This is a genomic window from Acidobacteriota bacterium (assembly GCA_003225175.1).
GTDB lineage: Bacteria > Acidobacteriota > Terriglobia > Terriglobales > Acidobacteriaceae > Gp1-AA112.
In genome coordinates, this window is sequence record QIBA01000263.1 from 1 (window position 1) to 2,296 (window position 2,296).

Consider the following 2,296-nt stretch of genomic DNA (forward strand, 5'->3'; position numbering starts at 1 on the left):
CAACAATCAGTTAAGCTTGGATAACACATACAAGAATCAATGCCAACTTGTAAATATTATGGTGCCATCTGTCTTAGATACATTAGATTCAGAATTGTTTTCGATATCTGAAGAAATTGTACGTGAAATGATTCACAATAGGCATAAATACCAGCGGGAAAATCATTTAAGAAAACATAAATCGAAAACTATTAAGACCGAACAGGCAAAAAGAAAGCATTAAAATAGTAGAAGAAATGACGTAAGTAGCTTTGTTATTTAGCTTCTTTATTCATTATTATTCAATTTATTTTATTCAATTACAGAAACGGGTAAATAGAACAAATACGATGAACTATCTAGATGCGATAAATGACCCTGTAATCAAATTATTTAGGAAGCATGAACTGCAACCTATCATGACTGAATCGGCATACCATTCTCCTGAGTTATCGGAAACTGACCAAGAAAACCCTACTGACAAAAGAAGGATCGTAGTAAAGGATCTAAAATGGCGTTCAGCGACTGTAAGTTTGTTGAATATGATTATTTGATTGAAATTTCAAGTTTACTTATCTCTTTTTATTTGTAGTTATGACAATTTCTGCGTGATTATGTAGATCAAATCTTTTCTGAATCGTCAAAAGTTCCAAAGAAATGAGCTTGTATTCGTGATATAGTAAATGTTTACGATAAAGAACTGTCGGCACCAACAAATGCACCAAGTTAGTCAATTGACAGTTATAAGGGTTCCTTAAAGTCAGCTATTGAAAATGCTTGTAATAGTCAATCATCAAATACACTTTCACGACAATCACAAGAATAGATAATCAGTTATTTTGTATTAATAATAATAAAATAATAAATTTTTAAAAATCAGCATTTAATATATAGTAAATTTTTAAAAATCAGTATTTAATATATAATAAATTTTTTAAAATCAGCATTTTCTAATACTTAGTTTATATAAGCAATAAACTTCAATCGGATTATTCTTATGTATTAAACTAAATCTAATTCAAATTAAATAAATCACAATCAGCATATCTGATTGTGACTTATTGTTTTATCTGAAACATTTAAGTTCCAGTCTATTGAATGCTATTCCGCATCCTGAATGGAAAATGGTTGTATAATGGTTGTGTCACAATTTCCTCCATCATTTAACTGCAATTGGCAATAATAAATATGGCCAAATATTCTCCAACTGGCATCCTACCAACTCACAATAGGGATGCCTATTGGTGTGCCTATTTGTCAGCTTTAGACTGGTGTGTACTTATTTAAAGACCAGTTTTAGCAAAGGAGAAGGCATTACAAAACAATTCCAAAGTTCCCCTCACTTTGGAAGTAACTGTGTTTTACTTACTGAAGAATACATAGAAAATCATCTATGGCAAACAGTAGGAGAAATTGATGCAGAAATTAATACATACTTAAAACATGGTTCAGGTAAAGAGTTAATACGAATAGAAATGATATATATTGAAGTATACAAATATGAACGAGCAATAGGCAGAAGCTATATTCTAACACCAGAAAAACTTGCAAGTAAGAAGGCAACAATAAATCCTAATAACTCTAAAACATGAGATGACAACTGTTTACATTATGCCTTAGCAGAGCATTTTTTTCATTTAGCTAACAAAGGAAAAGTAATGCATCCTGAACGTCTCAGTGTAATAAAGCCATATTTAGTCAATGTAAATTTAACCGGTATCCCAATGCCAACTCCTATTTGTCTACAAACATTTGATAAAATTGAGAAGTTAAACCCTGAAATAAGTATAAACATTTGGGAATGGAATGAAAGTAAAAAAACAGTAAAGTGTGTTATCCATAGTAAAAATTATGATTGCCCCCATATAATACATTTAATAGCACTTTCAGAAATTGCAGGTAAAGTAGAAGATTTCAAAGTAAAGCATCATTTTATATGGGTGAAAGACATTGAAAAATTATTGTTTAAAGATTCTGCGCACAAAGCAAAAAAACACTTTTGTAATAAATGCACGCAAACATTCACATGCAAGCAAAAATTGGATACCCATCAAGATTGGTGTTACAAATTAGACAATGTACTCCAAAAAGTTACATTACCAAAAGATGATGGAATGAAAAATTACCAAAAATTCAAATACTACGAAAGAATGATGTATGTCCTATGTGTTATTAAAGCAGATTTTGAATCCAAACATATAATTAAAGATGAAAACTATGGAGGAGCAATGTGAAAAATCGCAGAGCAAAGAGCCATAAGTTTCTCATACGCAGTACACTGAATTGATACAGGAAAAATCTGGGAATCTTATTTATA

2 protein-coding genes are annotated in these 2,296 nt (G+C 30.4%); both read left to right on the forward strand.

Annotated elements, in window-relative coordinates; genetic code table 11:
- The coding region (locus DMG62_25255; GenBank protein ID PYY18816.1) for a hypothetical protein at positions 1–223 on the forward strand (223 nt) is incomplete at its 5' end.
- A gap of 1,414 nt (positions 224–1,637) precedes the next feature.
- Positions 1,638–2,213, forward strand: coding sequence for a hypothetical protein (locus DMG62_25260; GenBank protein ID PYY18817.1), 576 nt, complete (start codon positions 1,638–1,640; stop codon positions 2,211–2,213).
- Positions 2,214–2,296: the final 83 nt, after the last annotated feature.